The organism is Acidocella sp. MX-AZ02, assembly GCF_000306035.1.
GTDB classification, from domain to species: domain Bacteria; phylum Pseudomonadota; class Alphaproteobacteria; order Acetobacterales; family Acetobacteraceae; genus Acidocella; species Acidocella facilis.
On sequence record NZ_JH976213.1, the window covers coordinates 12,133 to 15,822 of the forward strand.

The 3,690-nt window shown below is 63.5% G+C and carries 5 protein-coding genes; 2 read left to right on the forward strand and 3 right to left on the reverse strand.

Translation table 11 applies throughout. The features are described 5' to 3' along the window. Positions 1-470 precede the first annotated feature (470 nt). Positions 471-1,526: a dihydroorotate dehydrogenase gene (locus MXAZACID_RS16890; protein ID WP_008495757.1), complete on the reverse strand. Its 1,056-nt coding sequence runs from the start codon at positions 1,524-1,526 to the stop codon at positions 471-473. Positions 1,527-1,752: 226 nt separating this feature from the next. On the opposite strand from MXAZACID_RS16890, the gene MXAZACID_RS20355 reads away from it, so the two are divergent. Continuing rightward, positions 1,753-1,875, forward strand: coding sequence for an iron-containing alcohol dehydrogenase (locus MXAZACID_RS20355; protein ID WP_008495758.1), 123 nt, complete (start codon positions 1,753-1,755; stop codon positions 1,873-1,875). Between the two features lie 44 nt (positions 1,876-1,919). Next, complete coding sequence (locus MXAZACID_RS16895; protein ID WP_008495759.1) at positions 1,920-2,990, forward strand: enoyl-CoA hydratase/isomerase family protein; 1,071 nt, start codon at positions 1,920-1,922, stop codon at positions 2,988-2,990. 7 nt (positions 2,991-2,997) lie between these two features. Here MXAZACID_RS16895 and MXAZACID_RS19520 read toward each other — a convergent pair whose 3' ends face one another. Together MXAZACID_RS19520 and MXAZACID_RS19895 are read right to left on the reverse strand one after the other, a co-directional pair. Next, a complete protein-coding gene (locus MXAZACID_RS19520) occupies positions 2,998-3,459 on the reverse strand; it encodes a thioesterase family protein (protein ID WP_008495760.1) in 462 nt (153 codons plus the stop codon). A gap of 29 nt (positions 3,460-3,488) precedes the next feature. After that, positions 3,489-3,690: hypothetical protein (locus tag MXAZACID_RS19895; protein WP_205619860.1), on the reverse strand; the 202-nt coding region annotated here is incomplete at its 5' end.

Here is a 3,690-nt window from a genome sequence, read left to right on the forward strand (position 1 = left end):
ACTTGCGGCACCCGGACTTCCGGCGCGTCCGCGACGAGGTGCGACGCCTGGCCAAAATTCCAACCTGCATCGGTTGGGGGCCACCAAGACCATCGCCAAGTTGGCGAATAGGCTGGCCAAGGAGCGGCCTTCAATGGAGGGGGGCTTTGAGCTTCGCAGTGCTGGGGGGATGTCTTTTATGCCGATACCCCAATCGAAACAGTTTGGGGCATCGGCGGTTAGTCTGCGCTGAAGCTGAAGTGGCTTGGTGTCGCTACCATCGCGGATTTTGTCGCTCTCGACGCCCAGAAGGTGAGGGACGCCCTGACTCAGCTAAAACAGCTTGCTGGCGTGACGTCTTACGGTCTGAGTGAAAATGTTGGTTAAGGGCTTTAGTTCCGGCATAAGGTATGGTTTGCGGCGTTGGCGCGTGGGCCACCATGGCGACGACGCCTTGATCATGGGGGGGCGGCAAGATGCGGAGTGCTTCTCTAGCGGATAACAAAATCCTGCCAATGATCGGTGCGAAGTTCCATCTCATGAAAGCTGCGCCGTCTGTCGGCGGCGCGGCCGATAAGGTCGCGCGCGGCAATCCCCTTCGCGTCCAGATAGGCATCGAGTTGCTCCAACGCCTGCGTGAGCACCCCCGGCCCGCGCAGCATCACGGATGAGGCCATGCCAACGGCGCTGGCGCCGGCCAGCATCACCCGAGCCGCGTCCCGTCCGTCGCGTACGCCGTTGATCCCGATTAACGGCGCTTCGACCCCGAGGTGCTGGCGGGTGAGTGCCAGCCATTGGCAAGTCAGAGGCAAGTTCCAGTAGCCGCCAACGCCCAGTGAAGTCCCGAGCAGCGGTGCCATGCTGTCCAGGTCCGGGATCAGCCCGAGAAGCCGCCCGGCCATAACCACGGATTGCGCGCCGGCGTCAAATGCGGCTTCGGCGAGGGCGGGTACCCGTTCGCTCTGCCCAGTTAGCTTGATCCATAGGGGAAGACTGACCGTCTCGCGCATCGCCCTCACGATCTCGCCGACGCGCGCCGGGTCAAGCTCCGTTGCCACCGCCTGCTGCGCCGCTTGGCTGCCATAGGGCGTGCCGATATTGAATTCCAGCACCCTTAGCCCCGCCTGCTCTATCTGCCGGGCCATGGCCAGCGCCGGTTCCAGTTGGCTCAGCACAAGGCTTGGCACCAGAAGCGCACTGCGTGCACGGGCCTCACGGTCCAGATGTACCACCTCGTCTAGCCATTCGGCAAAGCCAAGCGGGCTCAAGCCTGAGCGCGTCGCCAGTGTCACCTCCGGCGGCGCGCTCGCGTCCCATTTCACCGGATTCCAGCCGCTATCAATCGCCAAATATTCAGCGCGCTGCAACTGATCCTTCGCCGCAGATGATTCATTGGTGGATTTGACGACGACTGCCCCGGCGCCGGCGGCAAGCGCGGCCCGCACGCCATCGGCCTCGATCATATGTTCCGCTGCAGCCGCGATGATCGGGTTTTTCAGCTCCAGCGCGCCAATCGTCACCGCTAGTCGGTCGGCCCTATGCAGCATCAATTTCTCCTTCCCGTACCGGCAACGGCCGGTGCACGCATTGTGGTTTGACGAAGAGGCTATTATGTTCTTATAGTCAGATCAAATATATTTTTTGTTCTTGTGTGCAAAACACTCAACGCCTGATGTGAACGGGCTTGACGCGGGGTGATGCAATGGCCGGCGCAGTGCCAATGTCGGGTGACTCGGGCAGCGATGTTTGCGGATTGAGAAAAGGGAAGAAAAAATGCCCAGGATCCTGCTGCCGCTGATAGCCGGGCAGGCGCTGACGTCCGGCTCGCCGGGCAATAATCCCCGCATCCCGGACGTGCAGGAGATTGAGTCCCTCTATCAGGAGGCCGGGGCCTGACCGCCCTGGCCGATTAAATCTAAGCTCAAGCAAGGAGGCCAGGAATGTCGGATGTCGAGGTCATGCCGGATGTTGCTCTGCAGATCGAGGGGCGGCTCGGGATCATCACCCTCAACCGCCCGAAAGCGCTCAACGCCCTCACCGTCGAGATGGCCGAATTCCTGGGCGCCACTCTGGCGGACTGGGCGGTCAACCCAGCGGTGCAGGCGGTGCTTATCCGTGGCGCCGGGGAGCGCGCCTTCTGCGCCGGCGGCGATGTCCGGGCCCTGGGCACCATCGCGGCGCCGGAGGGGCGGCGTGCTGCGGCCCGGCGCTTCTTCCAGGCGGAATACGGGCTCAACTACCGGATCAACCAGTTTCCCAAACCCTATGTCGCGCTGATCAACGGCGTGGCCATGGGCGGGGGCATGGGCCTGTCCATCCATGGCTCGCATCGAGTGGTTAGCGAGACGCTGCGCATGGCCATGCCGGAGACGGTGCTCGGGCTGTTCCCGGATGTCGGCGCCACCTGGTTCCTCAGTAACACCCTCGGGGCGCTGGGGCGTTATCTGGCGCTGGTTGGCCCGCATCTAGATGCTGCCGACGCGCTCGCTGTGGGCCTTGCCACACACCACGTCCCAGCCGCTGATTTTCCGGCCCTCACCGCCGCCCTTGCCGCCGCGCCACAACTCGACAAGGCCGCCGTGGACGATATCATCGCCGCCCACGCCAGGCCCGCCGAAGGCGGCACGCTGGCTGCGCATTCGGAAATCGATTCAGTGTTTGGCAAGGATGATCTGAATGCTGTCCTCGCCAGCCTCGATGCCAAGGCGCCCACTTCCGCCTGGGCCGAGCAGGCACAGGCAACCTTGCGCCGCGCCGCGCCAACCAGCCTGCTTGTCACTTGGCGGAGGATGTTGGACGGGCCGGGCCAGTCAATCGGTCGGGTACTGGAAGACGATTATCGTCTGGGCGTACGCATGGCCGGCGCGCATGATTTCGCCGAGGGCGTGCGCGCCATCCTGGTCGACAAGGACCAGCAGCCGCGCTGGCAGCCGGCAGACCTCGGCGACGTCACCGCCGCGCAGATCGACGCGCTGTTCGCCCCGATGGCAGATGGGTTGCGCCTGACCTGAACCGGCGCTAGGTGCTGGATGGGCCGCGCAGCCCGTCCAAGAAGGCCCGGCAGGCAGGCGGGATCGGCGCCGGGCGCCGGGTGACCGCATCCACATACACATGCACGAACTGCCCGTTCGCCGCACAGTCCGCAGAGCCGGCAGCAAACACGCCGATCTCGTAGCGAATGCTTGTGGTGCCCAGATGCGCCACTCGCACACCGACCTCGATAAGCTCGGGAAAGGACAGCGACCGACGGTAGGTGCATTGTGTTTCCACCACTAGGGCGATCACCGGGCCTTCCTTTGGATCGAGCAGCTCGGCCTCGAGCATCAGGCCATTCACCGCCGTATCAAAGAACGAGTAATATACGACATTGTTAATATGTCCGTATACGTCGTTATCCATCCAGCGTGAGCTGATGCTGACGAACCGGGTAAAATGCTGCCTTTGCGGGGCAGGGGCGCCACGGGCTGAATCGGCTTCCATCTCTTCTCCTTCGCGCGATCGTGCCGGGGCTAGCCCTGCGAGCGCCAGTCCCGCGTTGCCTCCAGTTTCCGCGCGGCGGGCGGTGCGGTATCCTGTATCGCATTCATTGCGGCACAGACCTGGCCGCGCCACTGTCGTAGATATTCTGCGCGGACCGCCGCCTCTACCCGTGGAGCGGCATAGGAGACAAACGGCGCATGGGTGTGAAACCCCATATAGCCGAGGACTAGC

What these genes read in the sequence shown, in the direction of transcription:
- MXAZACID_RS20355 (WP_008495758.1), top strand. Translation starts at nt 1,753, where the DNA reads ATGCCCAGGATCCTGCTGCCGCTGATAGCCGGGCAGGCGCTGACGTCC.
- MXAZACID_RS16890 (WP_008495757.1), bottom strand. Translation starts at nt 1,526, where the DNA reads ATGCTGCATAGGGCCGACCGACTAGCGGTGACGATTGGCGCGCTGGAG.
- MXAZACID_RS19520 (WP_008495760.1), bottom strand. Translation starts at nt 3,459, where the DNA reads ATGGAAGCCGATTCAGCCCGTGGCGCCCCTGCCCCGCAAAGGCAGCAT.
- MXAZACID_RS16895 (WP_008495759.1), top strand. Translation starts at nt 1,920, where the DNA reads ATGTCGGATGTCGAGGTCATGCCGGATGTTGCTCTGCAGATCGAGGGG.